At 61.0% G+C, this 22,600-nt stretch carries 23 protein-coding genes; 4 read left to right on the plus strand and 19 right to left on the minus strand.

Annotation, left to right across the window (positions count from 1 at the left end):
• Positions 1-21: 21 nt before the first annotated feature.
• The 13 genes from bamA to C5J24_RS06275 form a co-directional block, all read right to left on the minus strand.
• The gene (bamA, locus tag C5J24_RS06215) at positions 22-2,385 is read right to left on the minus strand and encodes an outer membrane protein assembly factor BamA (RefSeq protein ID WP_105401250.1); all 2,364 of its coding nucleotides are present in this window, start codon (positions 2,383-2,385) and stop codon (positions 22-24) included.
• A 197-nt stretch (positions 2,386-2,582) separates the two neighbouring features.
• Complete coding sequence (gene rseP, locus C5J24_RS06220) at positions 2,583-3,704, minus strand: RIP metalloprotease RseP (RefSeq protein ID WP_105416348.1); 1,122 nt, start codon at positions 3,702-3,704, stop codon at positions 2,583-2,585.
• Between the two features lie 39 nt (positions 3,705-3,743).
• Positions 3,744-4,577 carry a phosphatidate cytidylyltransferase gene (locus tag C5J24_RS06225; protein WP_105416350.1) on the minus strand — a complete coding sequence of 278 codons (834 nt, stop codon included), beginning with the start codon at positions 4,575-4,577 and terminating at the stop codon, positions 3,744-3,746.
• Positions 4,577-5,320, minus strand: a complete 744-nt coding sequence (locus tag C5J24_RS06230) for an isoprenyl transferase (protein ID WP_105416352.1) — start codon at positions 5,318-5,320, stop codon at positions 4,577-4,579. Before C5J24_RS06230 ends, C5J24_RS06225 begins: the two co-directional genes overlap by 1 nt.
• A 52-nt stretch (positions 5,321-5,372) precedes the next feature.
• On the minus strand, positions 5,373-5,930 hold the full coding sequence (gene frr / locus C5J24_RS06235) for a ribosome recycling factor (protein WP_046606279.1): 558 nt from the start codon (positions 5,928-5,930) through the stop codon (positions 5,373-5,375).
• Between the two features lie 45 nt (positions 5,931-5,975).
• On the minus strand, positions 5,976-6,698 hold the full coding sequence (gene pyrH, locus C5J24_RS06240) for a UMP kinase (protein ID WP_038542600.1): 723 nt from the start codon (positions 6,696-6,698) through the stop codon (positions 5,976-5,978).
• A gap of 114 nt (positions 6,699-6,812) precedes the next feature.
• Positions 6,813-7,739, minus strand: coding sequence for a translation elongation factor Ts (gene tsf / locus C5J24_RS06245; protein WP_046606277.1), 927 nt, complete (start codon positions 7,737-7,739; stop codon positions 6,813-6,815).
• Positions 7,740-7,975: 236 nt separating this feature from the next.
• The gene (rpsB, locus tag C5J24_RS06250) at positions 7,976-8,749 is read right to left on the minus strand and encodes a 30S ribosomal protein S2 (RefSeq protein WP_046637716.1); all 774 of its coding nucleotides are present in this window, start codon (positions 8,747-8,749) and stop codon (positions 7,976-7,978) included.
• A gap of 174 nt (positions 8,750-8,923) precedes the next feature.
• Positions 8,924-10,030, minus strand: a complete 1,107-nt coding sequence (locus tag C5J24_RS06255) for a substrate-binding domain-containing protein (RefSeq protein ID WP_105416354.1) — start codon at positions 10,028-10,030, stop codon at positions 8,924-8,926.
• Positions 10,030-10,647: a 5-bromo-4-chloroindolyl phosphate hydrolysis family protein gene (locus tag C5J24_RS06260; RefSeq protein ID WP_105416356.1), complete on the minus strand. Its 618-nt coding sequence runs from the start codon at positions 10,645-10,647 to the stop codon at positions 10,030-10,032. The genes C5J24_RS06255 and C5J24_RS06260 overlap by 1 nt, the downstream gene beginning before the upstream one ends.
• A gap of 8 nt (positions 10,648-10,655) precedes the next feature.
• Complete coding sequence (locus C5J24_RS06265) at positions 10,656-12,239, minus strand: VWA domain-containing protein (RefSeq protein WP_245446518.1); 1,584 nt, start codon at positions 12,237-12,239, stop codon at positions 10,656-10,658.
• Positions 12,236-13,312, minus strand: coding sequence for a toxic anion resistance protein (locus C5J24_RS06270; RefSeq protein WP_105416358.1), 1,077 nt, complete (start codon positions 13,310-13,312; stop codon positions 12,236-12,238). The genes C5J24_RS06265 and C5J24_RS06270 overlap by 4 nt, the downstream gene beginning before the upstream one ends.
• Positions 13,313-13,443: 131 nt before the next feature.
• Entirely contained in the window at positions 13,444-14,292 is an 849-nt protein-coding gene (locus C5J24_RS06275) for a cell envelope integrity EipB family protein (protein ID WP_105416360.1), read from the minus strand.
• 110 nt (positions 14,293-14,402) lie between these two features.
• Here C5J24_RS06275 and C5J24_RS06280 point away from each other — a divergent pair, with 110 nt between their 5' ends.
• The 4 genes from C5J24_RS06280 to C5J24_RS06295 are packed head-to-tail and all read left to right on the plus strand — an operon-like array spanning position 14,403 to position 17,290.
• Positions 14,403-14,873, plus strand: a complete 471-nt coding sequence (locus C5J24_RS06280) for a RidA family protein (RefSeq protein WP_105401245.1) — start codon at positions 14,403-14,405, stop codon at positions 14,871-14,873.
• Positions 14,870-15,607 carry a glycerophosphodiester phosphodiesterase gene (locus C5J24_RS06285; protein WP_172723856.1) on the plus strand — a complete coding sequence of 246 codons (738 nt, stop codon included), beginning with the start codon at positions 14,870-14,872 and terminating at the stop codon, positions 15,605-15,607. The genes C5J24_RS06280 and C5J24_RS06285 overlap by 4 nt, the downstream gene beginning before the upstream one ends.
• Before the next feature lie 8 nt (positions 15,608-15,615).
• Positions 15,616-16,812 (plus strand): GNAT family N-acetyltransferase, encoded by a 1,197-nt coding sequence (locus tag C5J24_RS06290; RefSeq protein ID WP_105416362.1) that lies wholly within the window; start codon positions 15,616-15,618, stop codon positions 16,810-16,812.
• Positions 16,813-16,858: 46 nt separating this feature from the next.
• Entirely contained in the window at positions 16,859-17,290 is a 432-nt protein-coding gene (locus tag C5J24_RS06295) for an HIT family protein (RefSeq protein ID WP_105416364.1), read from the plus strand.
• 3 nt (positions 17,291-17,293) lie between these two features.
• Here the strand turns inward: C5J24_RS06295 and C5J24_RS06300 are convergent, their stop codons facing one another.
• The 6 genes from C5J24_RS06300 to C5J24_RS06325 all read right to left on the minus strand — a co-directional run bounded on the left by C5J24_RS06300 (position 17,294) and on the right by C5J24_RS06325 (position 22,445).
• The gene (locus C5J24_RS06300) at positions 17,294-17,632 is read right to left on the minus strand and encodes an AzlD domain-containing protein (RefSeq protein ID WP_105416367.1); all 339 of its coding nucleotides are present in this window, start codon (positions 17,630-17,632) and stop codon (positions 17,294-17,296) included.
• Positions 17,629-18,378 carry an AzlC family ABC transporter permease gene (locus C5J24_RS06305; protein ID WP_105416707.1) on the minus strand — a complete coding sequence of 250 codons (750 nt, stop codon included), beginning with the start codon at positions 18,376-18,378 and terminating at the stop codon, positions 17,629-17,631. The genes C5J24_RS06300 and C5J24_RS06305 overlap by 4 nt, the downstream gene beginning before the upstream one ends.
• Positions 18,379-18,467: 89 nt before the next feature.
• A complete protein-coding gene (gene clpA / locus C5J24_RS06310) occupies positions 18,468-20,999 on the minus strand; it encodes an ATP-dependent Clp protease ATP-binding subunit ClpA (protein ID WP_105416369.1) in 2,532 nt (843 codons plus the stop codon).
• Positions 21,000-21,009: 10 nt separating this feature from the next.
• Positions 21,010-21,363, minus strand: coding sequence for an ATP-dependent Clp protease adapter ClpS (gene clpS, locus C5J24_RS06315; protein WP_007758328.1), 354 nt, complete (start codon positions 21,361-21,363; stop codon positions 21,010-21,012).
• A 255-nt stretch (positions 21,364-21,618) separates the two neighbouring features.
• On the minus strand, positions 21,619-21,969 hold the full coding sequence (locus C5J24_RS06320) for a phasin family protein (protein ID WP_105416371.1): 351 nt from the start codon (positions 21,967-21,969) through the stop codon (positions 21,619-21,621).
• 272 nt (positions 21,970-22,241) lie between these two features.
• The gene (locus C5J24_RS06325) at positions 22,242-22,445 is read right to left on the minus strand and encodes a DUF3126 family protein (RefSeq protein WP_105416373.1); all 204 of its coding nucleotides are present in this window, start codon (positions 22,443-22,445) and stop codon (positions 22,242-22,244) included.
• Between the last annotated feature and the right edge of the window lie 155 nt (positions 22,446-22,600).

A 22,600-nucleotide genomic window follows, 5' to 3' on the forward strand; every position in this document is an offset into this window, starting at 1 on the left:
CGCAACCGCGAGCGGAAATGATCAGAACTGGTTCGCCATGCTGAACCGGAATTCCTGGGTTTCGTCGAAGTCTTCCTTCATGACCGGATGCGCGTAGTCAAAGCGGATGTTGCCGAACGGCGACGCCCACATGATACCCGCACCGACGGAAGCGCGCCAGTTCATGCTGGTGCCCTGCGCGGTGCTGGTGCCGAGCGGGACATCATTGCCGTAAAGGGTACCGGCATCGGCGAAGACGGCAGCACGCAGGCCGAAGTCTTCCGGAATAGCCGGCATCGGCATCGACATTTCGGCAGAGGCCGTGAAGTAGGTCGTGCCGCCGAGCGCATCGCCGTGATCGGCGGTACGCGGACCGATACCGTCGTTCTCGAAGCCACGGATCTGGCGACCGCCGATCGTGAACTGGTCGAAGACATGCAGATTGTCGCCGGTGGAAACCACATGGCCCGCACCGACTGCGATGGAGCCGATCAGGTCAGCCTCGGTCGACAGAAGCTGGAAGTAACGGGCACGACCGGAAATCTTGTAGAAGTCGGAGTCGCCGCCGAGACCGGCATATTCATGCGTGATCGTCGCGTAGAGACCTTCGCGCGGCAGCGTCTGGCTGTCGAGCGTGTTGTAGGTCAGCGTCTGCGAAATCGACGACTGAACGAACTTGCCCTGGTCGATCATCGAGATGTAGGGCGACGAAAGGTTATCGTCCGCGGTGCCAGGGACGCCATCGGTACCAAAGGCACCGTCGTTGTCGTACTGGATTTCCTTGTAGGTGTAGCGGAACGTGGTCGCCAGATCTTCGGTGATCGGCGCCGTTACGCGCAGGGTGACGCCCTGCTCATCGTAATCGTAATACTCGTTCGAAGAGGTCTTGCTCTTGAACAGGTCGAAACCAGCCGCCAAACGATAACCGAGGAAGTAGGGCTCGGTGAACGAAAGGTTGTAGCTGCGGGCTTCGTCGAGACCACCGCCGACTGCGACGCGGATGAACTGACCGCGGCCGAGGAAGTTCTTTTCTTCGATCGAAGCTTCGAGCAGGAAGCCGTCGCCGCCCGCCGAGTAACCGGCGCCGATACCGAACGAACCGGTCGGCTGGTCCTCGACATCGACAACGATGACGACGCGGTCAGGCGAAGTGCCCTGCGAGGTCGAGATATTGACGGTCGTGAAATAACCGAGCGCCTCAAGGCGACGCTTGGCGCGCGAGATCATTTCCTGGTTGAAGGCATCGCCTTCGCTGAAATCGAATTCGCGGCGGATGACATAGTCACGCGTGCGGGTGTTGCCGCGGATCTCGATGCGCTCGACATAGGCGCGCTCGCCCTGGTCGACGAGGTAGGAAACACCGATCGTGTGGTTTTCCATGTTGCGGTCGCCGCGCGGCGTGACGCGGGCGAACGGATAACCGGCCGCAGCGACGCGCTTGGAGATCGCTTCCATCGACTTCTGGATTTCGCGGGCGTTATAGACGCTACCGGCGCGGGTCTGAACCAGACCTTCGAGGTCCTGGCCGCTGATGCCCTCGACCGTGGATTCTACCGAGACGTTGCCGTACTCGTAACGCTGGCCTTCCTCGACCGTGAAGCTGATATTGTACTTGTTGCTCGATTCATCGAGCACTGCTTCCGACGAGATGACGCGGAAGTCAGGATAACCGTGGTTATAATAGAACTGGCGCAGCGCTTCCTCGTCGGCGCGCAGCTTGTCCTCGCTGTAAACGTCCTTGCGGGTCAAGAAGGACAGCGGACCGGATTCCTTGGTGATCAGCACCGACTTCAGGCGGCCATCGCCATAAGCCTGATTGCCGGCGAAACTGATGTCGGCAATCTTGGTGCGGTCACCTTCGTTGATGACGAAAGCAAGGTTGACGCGTCCCTGACCAACATCAGCGGTCTGGGTAGTGATCTGAACGTCGCTGCGGCCGATGGCGCGATAGGCTTCGCGCAGACGCTGAATATCTGCGTCGATCAATGCCTGATTGTACGGGCCGAGCGGCTGGGTCTGAACGACTGCCTGAAGCTTGTCGTCCGTGATCTTGCGGTTGCCGTTGAACACGACCTGGTTGATGAGCTGGTTCTCGCTCACCGACACGACCAGCGTGCTGCCGGAAACACTGATTTTGACATCCGAGAAATAGCCGGTCGAATAGAGCTTGCGGACCGATTCATCGATGTCGTTATTGGAGAAGTTGACACCCGGGCGGATGGTCAGGTTGGAACGGACAGCCTCCTCGCCGGCGCGCTGTGCGCCGCGGACCTGAACGCTCCGGATAACCGCCGCTTCGGCAGAAAGTGCGGAAGCAAGTACCAGTACACCTGCGCCCGATGCAACAACACTAGCAGACAGCGCAAACGCCGACACTGCGTTCAAAAACTTTGAACCAGCCTTCATTTCAATTCTTACCTTTTCCCGTTGTCCCTCGGCGGGTGGTGCCCGACTCCGGCCACGTGTGTCGTTTTACCTTCTTTTGACCTACAAGCAAGGTATCGCGTTAATTTCTGTTTACTTACTTCCCTTGCGTGACCCAATGGCCACGCAACTGTTGGAAACATGGTGAATAAACAGTTTCTTTTACGATTTGAAGGACATCAACCGATCAGATTGCTGATGTCGTTGAAGGTCGCGAAGACCATGAGGCTCAAAACCATCGCAAGCCCGATGCGGAAGGCGATCTCCTGCGCACCTGAGCCGAGCGGTCGGCCACGGATGGCCTCGATCGCGTAGAAGACGAGATGACCGCCGTCCAAAATTGGCACAGGCATGAGGTTCAAGAGCCCGATGGAGACCGAAAGAACCGCCGCCAGCTGGACCACCGCCGCAAAGCCGAGCGTCGCCATCTGGCCCGACGCCTGGGCGACCCTGACCGGCCCGCCGAGCTGGTCAGCCTTCATCCGCCCGGTCACCAGGTTTCCGATATAGCGGAAGGTGCCGGTGACGATATGGCCGGTCTCGGTGACGCCTTCGGCAACCGCCTGCAGCGGCGTGAACGTCTCGATGCGGAAATTGCCGCGCTGTTCGTTGGTGACGATGCCGATCAGGCCGAGCTCGACCTTGTTGCCGAACTGGTCGGTGACCTCGGAGCGCTTCGGCACCATCGGCAGATCGATGTCCTGGCCGTTCCGCTCGACCGTCACGACGATCGGGGTGTCCGGCCTGATGCTGACATAACGCCGTACATCGTCGAAGGTCCGGATGCGCGAGCCGTCGAGCGCCACCAGCCGATCGCCGGGCTCAACGCCGGCGGCAAGGGCGGCGCTTCCCGGCTGGACTTCGGCGACCACGGGATCGGCGACGACCTTGCCGTAGACGCTGAAGAGGACGGCGAAGATGGCAATCGCCAGGATGAAATTGGCGATCGGGCCGGCCGCGACGGTGGCGGCCCTCTTCCAGAGCTTGGCACCAGCCAGTGTCTGAGCCTTTTCTTCCTCGCTCATGCCCGCAAGGCCGCTCGCATCCGGCAGGCTCGCGGCGTCCTCGTCGCCGAAGAACTTGACGTAGCCGCCAAGCGGGATCGCCGAGAGCTTCCAGCGGGTGCCGTGACTGTCGGTGAAGCCGACGAGCTCCGGTCCGAAGCCGACCGAGAAGGCGGTGACCCGGATGCCGCACCAGCGTCCGACAAGATAGTGGCCCATCTCATGCACGAAGACGAGCAGGGACAGGACCAGCACGAAGGGGATGATATAGCCGGTAAGGAAGCTGAGGATGGCCATCAAAATTTCCGTTTCAACATTGTGTTGGCCGCCCAGACCTCAAAACCCGAAGAGGAAGCCTGCAACCGACACATCAAGATGGCCCGTCATGGCCGTATAAACAAGCGTCAGCAGGAACGCCGCGAAACAGGCGAAAACGAGGCCGTCGACGCGATCCATGACGCCGCCGTGCCCCGGAATGAGGTGGCTGGAATCCTTTACGCCAAACCGGCGCTTGATGAAGGACTCAAACAGGTCGCCGATCTGGCTGGCGACGGAAAGCAGAAATGCGATCGCCACCGTCCAGATCGACAGCCGGGAAAAGACGCCGAGCGTCAGGACGGAGCTTGCGACCACGCCCGACACCGTGCCGCCGATCGCGCCGGACCAGGTCTTGCCGGGCGAAATGCGCGGTGCAAGTTTCGGCCCCTTGAGGGCGCGGCCGACGAAATAGGCGAGGATATCGGTCGCCCAGACGACCGCGAAGATGAAGAGGGTCGCAACAAACCCCGCCTGGTCTTCGGCCCGGATCGCCGCCAGAGAGATTCCGCTCAAGCCCGCGTAGAAGATGCCGCCCGGCAGCCACCAGCTGCCCTTGCGCAGAAGCACGAGAAGAAGGACGGTGACTACAGCGCCGCCGAGAATCGGCACCGAGAGCGCACCTTCATCGACCACCAGGTCGATGGCGATCAGAAAAATCGCGACCCAGCCGAAGGCGTTCGCACGAAAATCGCGCTCGGCGGCCCGCGTGATCGTCGACCATTCGTAATAGATCAGGACCGCCATGGCTGCAGCCAAGATGCGGAAGGCCAGGCCGCCATACCAGGTGGCCGCCAGGACCACGGCCGCCAGAACCACCGCGGATGCGATGCGGCGCTTCAGTTCAGTGCTCATCAACCACCCACTGCTATCGTCTTGTTCGACAGGCCGCCGAAGCGCCGGTCGCGGGAGGCATAGATCTTCAGGGCATCGAGGAAGAGTTTCCGATCGAAGTCGGGCCAGTAGTCCGGCAGGAAGACAAGTTCGGAATAGGCCGCCTGCCAGAGCAGAAAATTCGAAAGCCGCTCCTCGCCGCTGGTGCGGATGATGAGGTCCGGATCGGGAATGCCGGCGGTATCCAGCTTTGCGCTGATCTTGTCCGCGTCGATCTCGGAAGCCTTGAGCACACCGGCCTCGACGTCCCGGGCAAGCATGGCGACCGCACGGGCGATCTCGTCGCGCGCACCGTAGTTGAAGGCGATGACCAGCGTCAGTGCCGTATTGAACCTTGTGGTTTCCTCGGCTTCGAGAAGAAGCGGAAGGATGTCGCTGCGCAGCTTCTCGCGTTCGCCGATCACCCGGATGCGGATATTCTCTCGGTGCAATTCGGCCAGATCCTGACGGATGAAGCGCCGGAGAAGACCGAGGAGATCCCTCACCTCGGTTTCGGGCCTGCTCCAGTTCTCCGAAGAAAACGCAAAGAGCGTCAGATATTTGACGCCGGCATCGCCGGCAGCCCGCACCGTTTCGCGAACCGCTTCGACGCCCTTGCTGTGTCCGACCGTACGAGGAAGCCCGCGCTTGTTGGCCCAGCGTCCATTGCCATCCATGATAATGGCAACGTGTTGAGGGATGATTGCAAGCTCGGGGTTCACCATATTCTATGCGGCTCCTTTGGCCGCCGGAATATGGCGGCAAACCAGGCCTAAGTTAGACCTGCATGATTTCCTTTTCCTTATCCGCAAGCAAGCGGTCGACTTCGGAAATCGTATCATCCGTCATCTTCTGCACTTTTTCTGACTGCGAGCGGCTCTCGTCCTGGCCGATGTCGCCGTCCTTTTCGGCCTTTTTCAGGCCGTCCATGCCATCGCGACGGACGTGACGGACAGCAACCTTCGCCTTTTCCGCATAATCATGCGCAACCTTGACCAGCGACTTGCGGCGCTCCTCGTTGAGCTCGGGAAGCGGAATGCGCAGGTTCTGGCCGTCGACGATCGGGTTGAGACCGAGATGTGATTCGCGGATCGCCCTGTCGACGGCGTTGACCATCGACTTGTCCCAGATGGATACGCCCAGCATACGCGCTTCCGGCACGGTGATGTTGGCCACCTGGTTGAGCGGCACGCGCGAACCATAGGCTTCGACCATCACCGGATCGAGAATATTGGCCGAGGCGCGGCCGGTGCGCAGCGACGCGATATCGCTTTTGAACGCGTTGATCGCGCCCTCCATGCGGCGCTTGATGTCGTTGAGGTCGATTCCACTCATCCGTCTACTCCCGTATGTTATCTGGGCGGCCCGCGATGCCGCGCCTCAATTGTCCGCTACGATGGTCTTGCGGCCGCCGCCGGTCAAGATTTGGGCGAAGCCGCCCTTCTCATGGATCGAAAAAACAATGATCGGGATGGAGTTTTCGCGGGCGAGCGCCACCGCCGCCACGTCCATCACCGCCAGACCCTTTTCGAGCACTTCGCCATGCGTCAGCGTCTCGAACCGGGTCGCTGTCGGGTCCTTCTTGGGATCGGCCGAATAGATGCCGTCCACCTGGGTGCCCTTGAAGATCGCTTCCGCACCGATTTCAGCCGCGCGTAGCGCTGCCGCCGAATCGGTCGTGAAGAACGGATTGCCGGTGCCGCCGGCGAAGATCACCACCCTGCCCTGCGCCATGTGATGCAGCGCCTGACGCTGCGAGAAGCTCTCGCAGATTTCCGGCATCGAGATCGCCGACAGGACCACCGTGTCGACGTTCAGCTTGCGCAGCGACGTGGCAAGCGCCAGGGCGTTGATCACGGTGCCGAGCATCCCCATGTGGTCGCCGGTAACCCGGTCGCCGCCCTTGGAAGCCACGGCGACGCCGCGAAAGATGTTGCCGCCGCCGACGACCACGCCGACATCGACGCCCATGGCGCGCGCTTCGGCAATATCGGAGGCGACCCGATCGGCAACCGCAACATCGATGCCGAAACCCTGGCTGCCCATCAGAGCTTCACCGGAGGCCTTGAGCAAGACACGCTTGTAGAGGGGCTGAGGCGACATGGAGGCTCCTTGAAATCGAAATGCATGCGGAGGGTCAAACGGGTTGCGGATACACGAAGGGCACCGGCTTGTCACCGGTGCCCTTGCGCTTTCGACAGCTTTAGCTAACGAATATCAGCCTTTGGCGACCGCTGCTACTTCAGCGGCGAAATCCGATTCTTCCTTTTCGACGCCTTCGCCGAGCAGAAGACGGGCCATGCCGGTGACTTCGATCGAAGCGCCAGCGAGCTTTTCAGCATCCTTGACGGCCTGGCCGACAGTCACGTCCGGGTTGATGACGAAGGCCTGCGACAGAAGGGCAACTTCCTCGAAGAACTTGCGCATGCGGCCGTCGACCATCTTTTCGATGATCGCTTCCGGCTTGCCGGAAGCGCGCGACTGCTCAATGAACACGTTGCGCTCGCGCTCGGCGACAGTCGCGTCGACTTCTTCGGCGCGGATGGCAAGCGGGTTGGTGGCAGCGATGTGCATGGCAACCTGACGGCCGAGCGAGGTCAGGACTTCCTTGTCGCCGACCGACTTCAGGGCGACCAGGACGCCGAGCTTGCCGATGCCGTCGCCGGCAGCGTTATGGACGTAGGTCGCGACGACGCCATGCTCGACCTGCAGCAGGGCGGAGCGACGCAGCGTCATGTTCTCGCCGATCGTGGCGATCGCGTCCTTGATCGTGTCGGCAACCGGCTTGCCGGAAGCGGGATAGGTGGCAGCCGAGATCGCCTCGACGGAACCGTCGGTCGTCAGCGCGACGCTGGCGATGCCGCGGACGAGGTCCTGGAAGGCATCGTTGCGGGCAACGAAGTCGGTTTCCGAGTTGAGTTCGATGACGACGGCCCTGTGGCCGGCGCTGGCGATGCCGATCAGGCCTTCGGCTGCGGTGCGGCCGGACTTCTTGTCGGCCTTGGAGATGCCCTTGGCGCGCAGCCAGTCGATCGCCGCTTCGATGTCGCCGTTCGTTTCGGTCAGCGCCTTCTTGCAGTCCATCATGCCTGCGCCGGACTTTTCGCGCAGTTCCTTTACCAGTGCAGCGGTGATTTCAGCCATTGTTTTGCCTCTTGTCGGTTCAAGTGCTTCTCGCCGGAAAAACGTCGGCGGACTCAAAAGTTTTGGGACGAATGTACCCGGAAGTGTGACAGCGTGATGAAGACATCACGAAAGCGATCGCCTCGACGACCAAGCGGTGGCGGCTCGCCTTGAAACGACCAAGGCCAGGGATCGGTATCTCTGGCCTCGATCGAATTTCAGAAAGGAGGAGCGGACCAAGCCGCTCCATCCGGCTTTTAAGCTTCTGCTTCTGCTTCGCCTTCGAGAGCCGGCTCGATCGGAGCTTCGGCAGAGGCGCCGACATCACGACCCGAAGCGCCCTGCTGGCGCGCGATGCCGTCGATGGCAGCGCGGGCGATCAGGTCGGTGTAGAGAGCGATGGCGCGCGAGGCGTCGTCATTGCCCGGGATCGGGTAGTCGATGAGGTCCGGATCGCAGTTCGAATCGATGATGGCCACGACCGGGATGCCCAGGCGCTTGGCTTCGTCGATAGCGATCTTTTCCTTGTTGGTGTCGATGATGAACATCAGGTCCGGAGTGCCGCCCATGTCGCGGATACCGCCGAGAGCCTTGTCCAGCTTTTCGCGTTCGCGCTCGAGGTTCAGGCGTTCCTTCTTGGAGTAGCCGGAAGCTTCCGAGTTGAGGATTTCGTCGAGCTTGCGCAGGCGCTGGATCGAGTTCGAAATGGTCTTCCAGTTGGTCATCATGCCGCCGAGCCAGCGGGAGTTGACGTAGTACTGGGCCGAACGCTTGGCAGAGTCGGCGATCAGTTCAGACGCCTGGCGCTTGGTGCCGACGAACAGAACGCGGCCGCCACGGGCGACGGTGTCGGACACGACCTGAAGGGCGCGCGACAGCATCGGAACGGTCTGGGCCAGATCGATGATGTGGATGTTGTTACGGTCGCCGAAGATATACGGCTTCATCTTCGGGTTCCAGCGGTGAGTCTGGTGGCCGAAGTGGACGCCTGCTTCGAGAAGCTGGCGCATAGAGAAATCGGGCAATGCCATGCCTTGTTATCCTTTTCCGGTTGAACCTCCGCAAGGCGAACAGCACCCTCTTCGAGAATGCCACCGGGCGGAACGGTCCGGATTTCTCCCGGACAATCCCATGCCTTACGTGTGGAATACGGCTGGCCTTACATTCGATTTGCCGCAAAAGCAAGAGCTTTGCCGGAAATTGCCTCAACGGGCCAGGAGATTGAGCAGCGCCAACATGACGCCGGCATCCGGCATCGGCAAGACCGCGTCAACATCGGCGGGCAGCAGGCGAGCGACCGCTCCCGACGCACTACCCGTCGGAGTTCCCAGCGGACCGCGAAAACCGTGCTTTTCCCAGGCGAGCTGCTGCAGCGCCGGTGTCGTCAGCGCATCGACAAGCCGGTTCGCCTCCTCGTCGATCACGATCAGTGGATGGGCGGAATAAACGGTCGGGCGAGGATAAAGCACGACGGGCTTTGCACCAGCGCCTGCCATGATCCGTTCCCAGCGGGAGCGATCGGCGAGAATCCATTCGACGAGCTGGTTCTCATAACCGACGATCATCGGTTCTCCGCCGATGCCGCCGGCGAGATATTGTTCGAACAGCTTCCCCGAAGACGGCGACTTGAAGCCCATGTTGCGGAAGATCGCCTGCGCCTTCGGGCCGAATTCAGCAAGCGATTCGGCGGTCGCCAGATTGCCGCTCAGGAGGCTGAGCACGAGGCCGGCGAACATGAAGCCGGAATTCGACCGGTTCGGATCCGTCGAGATGATGCGCGCCCGGCCGTAGAGCATGTTGACGCCGAGCTTCGACCAATCGGTGCCAGCGAGAATGGCATCGAGCAGCGCCTTGAGGTCGAGCTGGTAATGCCCCTCGCCCGTGCGGATCACCAGGCCCGCCTTCATCAGCCCGTCGGCGACGGGCTGCCACGAATAAACGACGACGGGGGTGTTGAGCATCACCCGGTCATCCCTGATCCTCACGCCGTTCTGGCGGGCGATATCGACCATGATCGACGAGGACGGCCAGAGGAATTGCGGGCTCTGCGACAGCAGCGCCCGTTCGCGCACCATCTCCACCGAGCCGGCCACCCGGCTCTGGACGGTCAGGCCGCGGCTGGCGAGCGCGCGGATGACGTCGGGATCGGCAAGAAAAGCTTCCTTTTCGCCACCGATGAAGCCGGTCAGCGTCGTGCGATTGCCAAGCAGGCCCTGCAGTTCCGGTCGATCCTTCACCGCGAAATATCCGCCGGTGCCGGCAACGCCGGTTGCCAGCAATCCCACTCCAAAGGCGCGTCTGGAAATCGCCATCAGCGTTCAAGGTCCTCTTTGAGAGATGCCTGGATGAGGCGAAGATCGGTGTTCAGGCTGTCGAGCTGTTCGTCGACCAAGCTGTCGGCATAATGTACAAAGGCATCTTCCAGCTTGACCAGCACGCCGCCGACCTCCTGCAACTGCTTGTTGTCGGGGGCACGTTTCGCCTCGATAATCGAGAAACCTTCGGCGACCTCGGCAGCACGCGGCAGGTAGTAGCTGAGGAAGCGACGCACTGCGCCAGCACTCTGCGGATCGGCCTCGAGCTTGGCAAAGACATCGGCGGCAATCTCGGCAAGGTGCCTGACACGGGCGGCAGTCGGCTTGTCGGTTATGCGGCCGGCGGCGGCTTCGAGCCGCTCGGCGGCGGGCACGGCGGCGGCCATCAGCTCCCGGACGAATTCCAGTCTGCCGCGGCCGATCGACTTTTCGTCGAGCCCTTCGAACAGCCGGCGCGGCGCCAGAAGGAAAACCAGGCCGGCGAAGACGAAGGCGCCGATGCCCGCGGCCACGATGACCGGCATCAGGAAGATGAAACTCAGGACAGGAACCACGATCGCAGCGGCAAGCCCTGCCGCTACCCAATTCCAATCATTGCCGAACCATCTACGCATTCTCGGCCTTAGTTGTAACCGCGCGCGGTGCGGAATGCCGCCGCGAGATCCGACCCGCCATTGAATACGCGGGCCGACGTGGCCTCGGCAAGACTATCCAGCTGCGTCTTGTCGGCATTGCCGAAGGTAATGCCAAAGATCGGAACATGCGGCTGCATCGTCTTCCACTGGCTCGTGAACCGACGGCTTTCATCATCCGACTTGCCGTCGGTCATGATGACGATGGCCGGCAAATAATTCGAAAGGTCCCTGGTGGCGCCGATCTGCCGCATGGCTTCGGCGGCACAGGCATACATGTTGGTGCCGCCGCCCGGCTCCTCGCCGAGCACGGCATTCAGGAGCCCTTCCTGTTCCATGGGATCGCCGCTTCCCATCAGCGAGCGGCGCACGCTGCCGTCGAAGGGAATGACGATGATGCGGTCGGCGGGCGACCATTGCACCAGGACCCGGCTCGCTTCGGCCGGCGTCAGCAGGAAGCGCATGGCCTGCTTCAACTGGGTGACGCCGTCGCCGGCCATCGATCCGGAAAAATCGAGGCAGAGCGCCGTCAGCGACGGCTTGCGCAAGGCCGCCTGATAAAGCGTCAGCGCCTCGCTGATCACGGCCGGCTCCGGCATGCGGATCGCCGTCACCAGCCGCTTCGGATCGAAATTCCAGAGCGGTTCCGGCGTCGCGGCCACATCGGCGAGCGGAATACGCCGGCCGGTCGCAGCGATGCGTTTCTGGATATCGGGCGTGCGCAGATGGGCGAGCAGTTCATTAAAGAAGGTTTGAACCTCTGCACCGCGGCCATGATCGACAAAGCCGATCGGCGAATCGGCGACCGTCACGCCATCGGCCGGATAGATGGCATATAGCGGATCCTGCTGCCCGATGCCCGCGAGCATGTCGTTGGTCTCCTTCAGCACCGCCTCGTAATTCCACATGGCGTCGTAAAGCGTGCCGCGGCGGGCCTGATCCACATAAAGATCGGCGAGCCAGCCGGAGGAGCCGGACGAGCGCTCGACGCCTGACAGCAGCGCCTTGACTGTATCCTGCACCGTCTTGTCCTTGAGATCTCCGGGCTCGATCACCGGCTTGTTGCCGAGCGCGCTCGACAGCATGGCGAGATAGGCGCTGGCGCCGGAATTGGACTGTGTCGCCGAGGTCATCAGGAATTTGAGCGAGCCGGAATTCACCGCCGCGAGGATATCCTTCATGAAGACATCCCGGCCGATCCAGCCGAGCGCCTGTGCCTTCGATTTGCGGACGCCTAATATAACCGGCGTCTGGGCGATCGAGGTCAAGTTCTTGACCCGGCGGCGGGTATCGAACATGTCGACCCAGACGCTGGAGGCCGGCCAGACGGCATCCTGGGATACGCCAGCTTCGCTCTGCAGCGCCAGACCGATATCAAGCGTGCCCTCATATTTGAAGGTGCAGGCGGCGTTCTTCTCTCTGCAGAACTCTTCCACGATCGGCTGCAGGACCGTGTTTTCCGATCCCGAGACGATCGAGAAATCCGGTCCCTTGCCGATATTGCAGCCGGCAAGCGAAACGACCGCCAGCAGCGCAAAAGCCAAGGAACGCGCCCGCCTGATCACCAATGTCACGCCCCTGTCATCGCCTTCTTGAGCTCGACGGTGAGCTGTTCCATGCGGCTCTCCGCCTCGGCGCGCTTCTTGCGGCCGTCTTCCTGGACGCGCAGCACGCCGCTGATCGTGTCGATCAGATCGCGGTTCGCCTGCTCCAGGGTACCGATGTCGACGATGCCGCGCTGTGACTGTTCCTCGATGGCGATCGCCTGGTCCTTCATCATCGCCGATGCTTCTCGGATCATCTGATTGGTCGCGTCGGTGACGGTCTTCTGCAGTTCGAGCGCCGACTTCTGTCGGTTGAGGCCGAGCAGGATAACCATCTTCTGCTTCCAGGCGGGGACTGTCAGCGCCGAAGTCGCCTGCAGGTTCTCGATCAGCGTCTCGTCGCCCGACTGGACTATGCGAATCTGCGGCAATTGCTGGATGCCGAGCTGACGGGCCTGCTGTAGATAGAAGATACGCTTTTCCAGCCGGTCGAGCGCCTGCAGACTGTCCTGGTAGGTCTGCGCCTCGATCAGCCCGCCGCCGGGATTGGCGGCGGCTGCCTCGGCGGTGGCCTTCAGCCTCGGCAGATCGTTGGCGCGGAAATTCTCGGCGAACGCCTTGCCCGCCTGGACATAGCCATCGAGCTTGACGATCGACTGCTTGGTCTCCTCGTGGAGATCGTCGAGCAGCGCGATATCGCGGCGAAGCGTATCCTTGTGGCGGTCGAGCTCCAGGCCGATCCGGTCGATCTGGCCGGCGACATCCTCGAACTCTTCCTTGAAGCGTTCCAGCCGCGCCTGGGCGGACTGGAACATGCGACTGAAAAAGCCCTGCTCGCTGATCGACGCCGGATCGAGGTTTTTCGACTTCAGGATGATATCGTTGAGCAGCTTGCCGACTTCGCCCATGTCGCGGTTGCGGACTTCGCGCAGGATGCGATCCGCATAATCGGTCACCGATTGCTGCGCCCGGTCTCCAAAGACTGAAATCGACGAGCGGTCGGTCAAATTTATATTGTCTGAAATGCGAGCGATTTCCGCCGGATCGGCAGAAACCACGGGAAGATTGAGATTGGAAGTCGTCGCTAAGTCGGTGTCCGCCATCGTGTCATCCCCCGCAGCGCTCTGTTTCACCGTCAGGCCTTTTTCAGATGGCCGACGCGGGTTCACACTAAAGAGGATTGCGTGACAGTTTCATGACGAAGCGGCCTCTGAAATGAAGGCCGTGTAGTCTGTTATCTCGCCGGCGCCGGGCACGGGTCCTGCTGCGGCTTCAGGAGTTCCAGCTTGGCAAGGCTGCCGGACAGCACGAAATCGCCGTAGTCCATGGTGAGATCGCGGGTGATGCCGTTTTCGTAGAGCTTGAACGACATGTTGTAGACCGGGGTCGGGTCGCCGACCGCATTCTCGTTGAAATAGGCGATCGTCACCGGCCAGAAGGAAGACTTTGCAAACTCGCCGGCCTTGTCGGCATCGATGTCGTCGCTCTGCGCCGTCTGCGATTTGCCGATCACTGTCGTGGTCAGCAGCGCCTGGTCGCCGTTTTCCGAGCCGTCGAAGACCCGCGCCTCGAAGAAACTCTTGCCCTGCTTGGCATTCGCGATGACGTCGAGCATATGGCTGGTCGGAAAATCGCTGGACGGCAATTGGATCTCACGGCCGTCGGGCTGGGTAATTTCCACCTTGATGCCCTTGTCGGCGATCGACGCGTCACCGCTCAGCTGCTTGTCGAGCTGCTCGTCGGTGAACGACTTGGTCTCGAAATGGAACTGGCTTGCGGCCATGTCCTCGAAGGTCGTGGTCTGCTGATCGCTAAGGCGGGTCTCCTCGCCCGTATTGATCTTGGTCACCAGCCGGAAATTGGTGGAAAAACCGGTGCAGGCCGAGCCGGTGAACTCATAGACCATGCGGCCGAACATGCCTTCGATGCCGGAGCGTTCGGAGGCATTCTTGAGCTTCAGGTCGTAAATGGCGCGATGCGGGACGAGCAGCCGGGCAGCAGCGTCGGTATTCGCGTCCGCGGAGGTGGCAGCCACAAGGCTCAGACCGCCGGCAAGGATCACCCCGAGGCTCATTCGCAACATTCACATTCTCCTGTTGGACTCAGTTGGTGATGTTATAAGAACGCCATCTGACCAAGCTAAGGCCTTGATGCAGGATTTTTGAAGAATTTACAACAAAACGGGAGTCGAAAATGACCGAAGCCATCGAGGGCCGCCTGCAGGAACTGGGGATCGAACTCCCCGTCGCGGCAGCACCCGCCGCCAATTACGTGCCATATACGATCAGCGGCAATACCCTTTATCTTTCCGGCCAGTTGCCGATCGAAGGGGGCAAGGTCGCGGTAACCGGCCTTGTCGGCCGTGATGTGGATTTGCCGGCAGCGCAACGGGCAGCTGAACTCTGCGCCATCAACATCCTCGCCCAGGCGAAGGCGGCACTCGGGGGCGATCTCGGCAGGATCCGCCGCGTTTTGAAGCTCAACGGCTTCGTCGCGTCGACACCTGACTTCGTCGAGCAGCACCTCGTCATCAACGGCGCCTCCAACCTGATCGCCAACGTGCTGGGCGACGCCGGCAAACATGCCCGTGCCGCCGTCGGCATGGCCTGCCTGCCCCTCAACGCCTCCGTCGAAATCGACGCCATCATCGAGATCGAAGCATGACCTCCGCATCCTGGATCAAGGACCTCCCGGTCGCCCATCGCGGCTTTCACGACATGAACCACCAGGTCTGGGAAAACACCCTGTCTGCCTTTTCCCGCGCAGTGGAAGCCGGCTTTGCGATCGAATGCGACGTGCAGCTTGCCGCCGACAGCGTTCCGGTGGTCTTTCACGATCACGACCTCGAGCGGCTCTGCGGCATCAAGGGCGACATCCGCGAGAAAACCTCCGCCGAGCTCGGCATGCTTTCGGTCGGGGCTACGAAGGACAAGGTTCCGATGCTGAAGCAGATGCTGGCCCTCGTCGCCGGCAAGGTGCCCCTCGTCATTGAGATCAAGGGGCGCGAAGGCGACGGCGAGGACGACGGGTTTGCCGAAGCGGTGCTCGAAGTTCTCGAAGGTTATCAGGGCAAGGTGGCGCTGATGAGCTTCGACTATCACATCCTGCGCGACCTCAAGAATGCCGGCTCGCCCTATCCGCTTGGCCTCACTGCTATGGGCGACAAGCCGGAGGAATTTTTCGAGCACGACGAGGCCATGCAACTGGGCCTCGACTTCATTTCCTACCACTACCCCCACCTGCCGAACACGTTCGTCACAGCCCAGAGAGCGACTGGAATTCCGGTCATTACCTGGACCGTGAGGGATGCAAACGGCCGCGAACATACCTATAAATATGCGGACCAGATGACCTTCGAAGGTTTTGATCCGCGGGAGGCAACCTCCCCCTCCCTGTAAAGCAGAGTATGACCGGCAATCTTACCATCCGCATCGAAAAGTCCTTCTGCGCGATCAGCCCGACAAGCTGGTCGCGCCTCTCGGGCACTTCCAAGTCCTCCTCTTCGGACGTGCCCTACAATCCGTTCCTGTCGCACGCCTTTCTCTCGGCGCTGGAGGAATCGGGCTCGGCCACCGCCAAGACCGGCTGGCTCGGCCATCATCTGCTTCTCGAAGACGACAAGGGCACGCTGATCGGCGCGGTCCCCGGTTATCTGAAAAGCCACAGCCAGGGCGAATATGTCTTCGACCACGGCTGGGCCGACGCTTTCGAGCGCGCCGGCGGACGTTATTATCCGAAACTGCAATGCACCGTGCCGTTCACGCCGGCGAGCGGACCTCGCCTGCTCGTCCGCGACGGTTACGACAGGGAATCGACGGAGCTGACGCTCGCCGCAGGTCTCCAGGAGGTGACCCGCCAGCTTGGCATCTCGTCCGCGCATGTCACCTTCGTCGCGGAAGACCAGGTCGCAGCCTTCGAGGAGGCCGATTACCTGCACCGCACCGACAAGCAGTTCCATTTCATCAACGAAGGTTATGAGAACCACGACGCGTTTCTGGAGACGCTCGCGTCCCGCAAGCGCAAGGCGCTGAAGAAGGAACGACGCTCAGCCCTGGAAAACGGCATTACGATCGACTGGCTGACCGGCAAGGACCTCACAGAGGACATCTGGGACCAGTTCTTCGAATTCTACATGGATACCGGCGGCCGCAAATGGGGCCGGCCTTACCTGACACGAAAATTCTATTCGCTGATCGGCGAGCGCATGCCCGAGGACATCCTGCTGGTGATGGCCAAGCGCGAGGGCAAATACGTCGCCGGCGCGATCAACTTCATCGGCGGGGACGCGCTTTACGGCCGGCACTGGGGCTGTATCGAGGACCACCCCTTCCTGCATTTCGAAGTCTGCTACCACCAGGCGATCGATTTTGCGCTTACCAAGGGCCTGAAGCGGGTCGAAGCGGGCGCGCAAGGGGAACACAAGCTGGCGCGCGGTTACCTGCCTGTCACCACCCATTCGATGCACTATATCGCCCATGCGGGACTGAGGCGCGCGATCGCCGACTATCTGGAGCACGAACGGGAAGACGTGGAGCAGATGACGGAATATCTCGCCGAGCACAGCCCTTTCCGCAAGGGCGAGCGCCAGCAGGAACAGGACTAGAGCTCGGAAAAGATCGGGCCGACAAAACTAAGGAGAGGACATCACCATGAGCGGACAGGCTTACGACAGCAACAACATCTTCGGAAAAATCCTGCGCGGCGAGATCCCGTGCCACCGGGTCTACGAGGACGACGATACCCTTGCCTTCATGGATGTCATGCCGCAATCACCCGGTCACCTTCTGGTGGTCCCGAAAACCCCATCGCGCAACATCCTCGATGCCGATCCTGCCGTGCTTTCAAAGGTGATCCCGGTGGTGCAGAAGCTCGCCAAAGCCGCCAAAGAGGCCTTCGAGGCGGACGGCATCACGGTCATCCAGTTCAACGAACCCTCCGCCGGACAGACGGTCTACCATCTGCATTTCCACGTCGTCCCGCGTTACGAGGGGCAGCCGTTGAAGCCCCATTCGGGCCAGATGGAGAATAATGACGTGCTGGCGGCGAATGCCGAGAAGATCATCGGCGAACTGGGCAACTGACCTCTAGAACCCGATCCACCAGAGACCGACGACCAAAAGCGCCATAGGCACCGCCACGCCAATGCCGACCTTGCGGCCGGTCGCCAGGAACACGGCAAAGCCGATGCTGGCGGCCCCGACCCTCAACCAGAGCGGCGTGCCGGCAAGCGTGCCGTTCGGGAAGACGATCAGCTTTGCGGTGACGGCCATGACGAGCGAGGTCGCCACCGCCCTCACCCAATACAGCGCCTCGGAATCCTCGTTCAGTCGGTTGCCGGTGAAAACCCCGAGCCAGCGCCAGATATCGGTCGCCAGGAAACCAGCTACCGCGATGACGATAAAGGTCCAGTATTCGGTAATCATCGCCTGGCCTCCTGCCCGACGCGCTTTCTCTTCCGACGCGCCCTGTCGATCAGGTAGGCCACCGTTCCGCCCCCGACGCCCGCGCAAAGCACGTCGAATTGCGGGGTCACCAACGCCAGCGTCGGGCCGAGGATCATCCCCATGACGAAGGCGATCTTGACCACCGGCTGGTGCGCGCTCACCCAGATGGAAGCGTTGAAATAGACCGGGGTCAGGAAGAAGAGTATGCCCGCGACGACCGGCGGAAAGCCCGAAACGATGTCGTAGAAGACCCCGACGACAAGGGTGCCCGTCAAGGTCAAAGTCACCCCGAAGCCGGCGAAATAGATCGCCCGGTATTCGCGCGGCACGTTGCGCAGCGTGGTGATCGCGAACACCCAGGACGTGATGGCGATGAAATGCGAGAGAATCAGCAGCAGCCAGATCGGCGTGCGCCGCGTGCGCATTTCCGGGACGACCGAGGCGACCATCGGCATCATGCGGATCGAGGAGAGCGTGACTGCGAGGAAACAGGCTGCGATGTTGGCGCCGCCCGCCATGCTGCCGACCAGAATGACCTGCGCCGGAAGCGCCCAGATCGCCAGCGACATGAAGACCGCCTCGGCGCGCGTCAGCCCCGATTCCAGCGCAAAGGCGCTGAAACCGACGATCGAGGTCAGGAGAATGAGGGCCGGAAGCGAAAGCAGGCCCCGCATGCCGGTAAAAAACCAGGATAGGGCGTTGCGGTCGTCATTGTCTGGAGACATCGGCATTCCGGCGGATATGGGAAGAGGCTCGTCATCAAAACGACGATGCCGGGACAAGCCCGGCATCGCAGGAGTTCCATGCGAAACTGTTATTTGCTCTTCGGCACGCGCGGCACCGTGGTGCTCTTGCGCGGCGGCGTCTTCGGCGCATCTTCAGAAGCGATCACATCCGCGTCGACCATGGCGCGAGCCCGGGCCGAGCCGCCGTCCTTGTCCTTCGACGCCGACTTCTTCGGCGCCTTGGGCTTGGTGACATTGGCCTCGGCTTCCTCGGCGGCCTCTTTCACCTCGGCCTCCGGCTTCGGCTTCACGGGCGTCGCTTCGGAAATCGAGTCGAGGATGAGCTTGTCCTTGCCATCCTCGCCCTTGCCGACGGTCACGCGAACCACACCACCCTTACGCAGCTTGCCGAAGAGGATTTCGTTGGCGAGCGGCTTCTTGATGTATTCCTGGATGACGCGCGAGAGCGGGCGGGCACCCATCTTCTCGTCGTAACCCTTTTCCGCCAGCCAGGCGATCGCATCCTGATGCAGGTCGAATGTGACGTTGCGTTCCGAGAGCTGCGTCTCGAGTTGCATCACGAACTTCTGCACGACCTGATGGATGACCTCAGTCGGCAGCGGTGCGAACGGGATGATCGCATCGAGACGGTTGCGGAATTCCGGCGTGAACAGGCGGTTGATCGCCTCTTCGTCCTCGCCAGTGCGCTTGGACGAACCGAAGCCGATAGCGGCCTTCGCCATTTCCGACGCGCCCGCATTGGTCGTCATGATCAGGATGACGTTGCGGAAGTCGATCTTCTTGCCGTTGTGGTCGGTCAGCGAACCGTGGTCCATGACCTGCAGCAGGATATTGTAGATATCCGGATGCGCCTTCTCGATTTCGTCGAGCAGGACCACTGAGTGCGGATGCTGATCGACGCCGTCGGTCAGAAGACCGCCTTGGTCGAAGCCGACATAACCGGGAGGTGCGCCGAGCAGCCGCGAGACCGTGTGGCGTTCCATATATTCCGACATGTCGAAGCGCAGTATCTCGACGCCGAGCGAGGCGGCCAGCTGCTTGGCGACTTCCGTCTTGCCGACCCCTGTCGGGCCGGAGAAGACGTAGGAGCCGATCGGCTTGTTCGGCTCGCGAAGGCCGGCACGGGCGAGCTTGATCGCCGTCGACAGTGCTTCGATCGCCGCATCCTGGCCGTAGACGACCGAACGCAGTTCCTTTTCCAGGTTGGCGAGAACCATCTCGTCATCCTTGGAGACGGTCTTTGCCGGAATCCGCGCCATGGTGGCGATCGTTGCTTCGATCTCCTTCTCGGTGATCAGCTTGCGGCGCTTGGAGGCCGGCAGCAGCATCTGGGCCGCACCGGTCTCGTCGATCACGTCGATCGCCTTGTCCGGAAGCTTGCGATCGGAGATGTAGCGGGCCGACAGTTCGACGGCCGACTTGATCGCCTCGTTGGTGTAACGCAGCTTGTGATAGTCCTCGAAATAAGGCTTCAGGCCCTTCATGATCTCGATCGCATCCTCGATCGACGGCTCGTTGACGTCGATCTTCTGGAAGCGGCGAACCAGAGCCCGGTCCTTTTCGAAGAACTGGCGGTATTCCTTGTAGGTGGTCGAACCGATGCAGCGGATCGAGCCCGAAGACAGAGCCGGCTTCAACAGGTTCGAGGCATCCATCGCGCCGCCGGAGGTGGCCCCGGCGCCGATGACGGTGTGGATCTCGTCGATGAACAGAACCGCACCCGGATACTCTTCGAGTTCCTTGACGACCTGCTTCAGGCGTTCCTCGAAATCGCCGCGATAACGGGTGCCAGCCAAGAGCGTGCCCATGTCGAGCGAGAAAATGGTGGCGTCGGCGAGCGCCTCCGGCACCTTGCCTTCGATGATCCGCTTGGCGAGGCCTTCGGCGATCGCCGTCTTGCCGACGCCCGGATCACCCACGTAGAGCGGGTTGTTCTTGGAACGGCGGCACAGGATCTGGATCGTCCGGTTGACTTCGGCATGGCGGCCGATCAGCGGGTCGATCCGGCCATCGCGGGCCTTTTCGTTCAGGTTGACGCAATAGGCCTTGAGGGCATCCTGCGGCTTCTTGGCGGAACCTTCCTCCTGGTCGCGGGCGGAGGGTTTGGCTTCCGGCTCGCTGTCTTCGGCGCCGCGCGGCGTGCGGGTCTGGGAGGTGCCCGCGCGCTTGCCGATGCCGTGAGAAATGTAGTTGACCGCGTCGTAGCGGGTCATTTCCTGCTCCTGCAGGAAAAAGGCCGCATGGCTTTCCCGTTCCGCGAAGATCGCGACGAGAACGTTGGCGCCGGTCACTTCCTCGCGGCCCGAGGACTGGACGTGGATGACGGCGCGCTGGATGACGCGCTGGAAGCCGGAGGTCGGCTTGGAATCCTCGTCATAACCGGTGATCAGGTTGGCAAGTTCATTATCGACATAGTCGGTGACGGTCTTGCGCAGCGTTTCCAAATTGACGTTACAAGCGCCCATGACCGCGGCTGCGTCGGCATCGTCGATCAACGCCAAAAGCAGGTGCTCGAGCGTGGCATATTCGTGATGCCGCTCGTTGGCAAAGGTCAGTGCCTGATGCAGCGCCTTTTCTAGACTAGGCGAAAATGTTGGCACGTCGGGTTCCTCACTTCTTTTCCATGACACATTGCAGCGGATGCTGGTGTTGCCGGGCGAAGTCCATGACCTGGGACACTTTGGTTTCCGCTACTTCATATGTAAATATTCCGCATTCCCCCACGCCGTGATTGTGGACGTGGAGCATGATACGCGTCGCTGCCTCCCTGTCCTTCTGAAAGAAACGTTCCAGAATGTGGATGACGAACTCCATCGGCGTATAATCGTCATTCAGCAGCAGTACGCGGTAGAGATTGGGCTTCTTTGTTTTCGGCTTCGTGCGCGTGATGACCGAGGTACCGCGATTTGCGTTGTCTCCGTCGCCACCCTTTTCAGCTTGCATCAAGATCGGCAGTGCGATCATCTTCATTCATTCCCCAGTCATCCGGCGGGTTCGTCCGAATGGCCGAACGGCCGGACTTTAGTCTTCCTAACTTAGTTCATTGAACGCGGATTTTAAGCCCCCTTTGCGGCCACGCAATCACTATTACGCTAAAGAGATGATGGAACATGCCGAAAGTCGGGTATTTCCGCATTGGCATGAATCAAAAAGGCCGGCAGCGCTGAACGCCGCCGGCCTTCTATGGTGAAGGCGTCGCTTTGGGGGCCGCTATGCGCGTTACGCGGCGTTTGCGGTCACCACGGCGGTCGACTTGGCGACCGGCGCTTCGTAGGGCTTGTAGGCCGTCTTGGCGAGATCGGCATACATGTCGGTAATCTTGGTCGACTCGGCAATGAAGCTCTCGTAAGCCGACTTCACATAATTGGTCTGGAGTTCGAACGCCGCTTCGACGCTGCGGGTGGAAGCGAGCGCCTCCACGAAACCCGTCATGTCCTGGAAGGACTTCTTGGAATAGTCGGTCGCTTCGGTGGCGATCGCCTGATAACCCTTGGCGATCTCGGAATAACTCTTCAGCATTCCGTCCATCGCTTCCTTGCTCTTCTTGTTGGCCTCATCGAAATTGAACATCGCCGGTCCCTTTGTTCTATTCGGATGCGCTGATAGAAAGCGGCGTGCCGATAAAAGTCAAGGTGATTTGTGCGCCGCAAAATTACTTTTGGTTGCAACAGGATTCATGCAGATGCATAGATGGATTCAGGCTTCTGATTTTGCGAAGATATATCAGCGGATCGCAGCCAACCGTGCAAAAACGTCGCAGCCATTTTCTTTCCCGGCGGTCGCTCCGCACGAATCAAAAAGCGGGCCTGTCAGCCCGCCTTGAAGTCGCGTGACCGGAACGATCAGAGATCGACCTCCAGGATCGCCATGGAAAAATTGTAAGAGCGGTCGCCATCCTCGTCGTCGACATAGACGACGCCAAGAAACTCGTCGCCGAGGTAGACTTCGGCCGAGTCGTCCTTGCGCGGGCGCGCCTTGACGATCACCTGCGGATTGATCACGCGCTTGAAATAGGCATCGAGCTTCTTGATTTCGTCCGGTTTCACGTTTCTCTCCGTCAGCGGTTCTCGGTTGCGGCGCTTTTGGCATGGGACAACGGCGAAAGTAAAGCCGCCAGAAGTAGCCTTTGCCGCTCTTTTGCGATGTTCCATGGGGCCGATGTTCAGCAAACCCCAAATATCGGCAAGCGGCGGGCAAACGC

The organism is Neorhizobium sp. T25_27 (assembly GCF_002968565.1).
Lineage (GTDB): Bacteria > Pseudomonadota > Alphaproteobacteria > Rhizobiales > Rhizobiaceae > Neorhizobium > Neorhizobium tomejilense.

What these genes read in the sequence shown, in the direction of transcription:
- C5J24_RS06305 (WP_105416707.1), bottom strand. Translation starts at nt 18,378, where the DNA reads ATGTCTCCAGACAATGACGACCGCAACGCCCTATCCTGGTTTTTTACC.
- C5J24_RS06280 (WP_105401245.1), top strand. Translation starts at nt 14,403, where the DNA reads ATGACCGAAGCCATCGAGGGCCGCCTGCAGGAACTGGGGATCGAACTC.
- rseP (WP_105416348.1), bottom strand. Translation starts at nt 3,704, where the DNA reads ATGGCCATCCTCAGCTTCCTTACCGGCTATATCATCCCCTTCGTGCTG.
- C5J24_RS06255 (WP_105416354.1), bottom strand. Translation starts at nt 10,030, where the DNA reads ATGGCGATTTCCAGACGCGCCTTTGGAGTGGGATTGCTGGCAACCGGC.
- C5J24_RS06225 (WP_105416350.1), bottom strand. Translation starts at nt 4,577, where the DNA reads ATGAGCACTGAACTGAAGCGCCGCATCGCATCCGCGGTGGTTCTGGCG.
- C5J24_RS06320 (WP_105416371.1), bottom strand. Translation starts at nt 21,969, where the DNA reads ATGTTCAATTTCGATGAGGCCAACAAGAAGAGCAAGGAAGCGATGGAC.
- C5J24_RS06275 (WP_105416360.1), bottom strand. Translation starts at nt 14,292, where the DNA reads ATGTTGCGAATGAGCCTCGGGGTGATCCTTGCCGGCGGTCTGAGCCTT.
- C5J24_RS06290 (WP_105416362.1), top strand. Translation starts at nt 15,616, where the DNA reads ATGACCGGCAATCTTACCATCCGCATCGAAAAGTCCTTCTGCGCGATC.
- bamA (WP_105401250.1), bottom strand. Translation starts at nt 2,385, where the DNA reads ATGAAGGCTGGTTCAAAGTTTTTGAACGCAGTGTCGGCGTTTGCGCTG.
- C5J24_RS06295 (WP_105416364.1), top strand. Translation starts at nt 16,859, where the DNA reads ATGAGCGGACAGGCTTACGACAGCAACAACATCTTCGGAAAAATCCTG.
- C5J24_RS06270 (WP_105416358.1), bottom strand. Translation starts at nt 13,312, where the DNA reads ATGGCGGACACCGACTTAGCGACGACTTCCAATCTCAATCTTCCCGTG.
- rpsB (WP_046637716.1), bottom strand. Translation starts at nt 8,749, where the DNA reads ATGGCATTGCCCGATTTCTCTATGCGCCAGCTTCTCGAAGCAGGCGTC.
- C5J24_RS06230 (WP_105416352.1), bottom strand. Translation starts at nt 5,320, where the DNA reads ATGGTGAACCCCGAGCTTGCAATCATCCCTCAACACGTTGCCATTATC.
- C5J24_RS06285 (WP_172723856.1), top strand. Translation starts at nt 14,870, where the DNA reads ATGACCTCCGCATCCTGGATCAAGGACCTCCCGGTCGCCCATCGCGGC.
- C5J24_RS06300 (WP_105416367.1), bottom strand. Translation starts at nt 17,632, where the DNA reads ATGATTACCGAATACTGGACCTTTATCGTCATCGCGGTAGCTGGTTTC.
- frr (WP_046606279.1), bottom strand. Translation starts at nt 5,930, where the DNA reads ATGAGTGGAATCGACCTCAACGACATCAAGCGCCGCATGGAGGGCGCG.
- tsf (WP_046606277.1), bottom strand. Translation starts at nt 7,739, where the DNA reads ATGGCTGAAATCACCGCTGCACTGGTAAAGGAACTGCGCGAAAAGTCC.
- pyrH (WP_038542600.1), bottom strand. Translation starts at nt 6,698, where the DNA reads ATGTCGCCTCAGCCCCTCTACAAGCGTGTCTTGCTCAAGGCCTCCGGT.
- clpS (WP_007758328.1), bottom strand. Translation starts at nt 21,363, where the DNA reads ATGATCGCACTGCCGATCTTGATGCAAGCTGAAAAGGGTGGCGACGGA.
- C5J24_RS06260 (WP_105416356.1), bottom strand. Translation starts at nt 10,647, where the DNA reads ATGCGTAGATGGTTCGGCAATGATTGGAATTGGGTAGCGGCAGGGCTT.